This window comes from Psychrobacter sp. 16-MNA-CIBAN-0192, assembly GCF_040309565.1.
Lineage (GTDB): Bacteria > Pseudomonadota > Gammaproteobacteria > Pseudomonadales > Moraxellaceae > Psychrobacter.
In genome coordinates, this window is record NZ_JBEOOX010000716.1 from 1 (window position 1) to 236 (window position 236).

Annotated in this window: 1 pseudogene; it reads left to right on the forward strand. The window is 41.9% G+C overall.

Going from position 1 to position 236, the window contains the following annotated elements:
* Positions 1-236, forward strand: a pseudogene (locus AAEY78_RS14960) (hypothetical protein); the annotation flags it as partial.

Below are 236 nucleotides of genomic sequence, written 5' to 3' on the forward strand. Positions count from 1 at the left end.
CTTTAAAGAAGGCGCGCTAGTGCAAAAAGGCGATGTGTTATTTACCATCGACTCGAGTGTATTTACGGCTGAATATGAGCGTCTTAAAGCAGAATTAACCAGTGCAATATCAGCTAACCAACTTGCTGAAAATGATTATGAACGAGCCAACAAGCTGTTCCATCAAAAAGCGGTTTCAGAAGAGCTTATTGATACTCGTCGCTCTAATATGCATCAAACTGCCGCTGCTGTAGCAT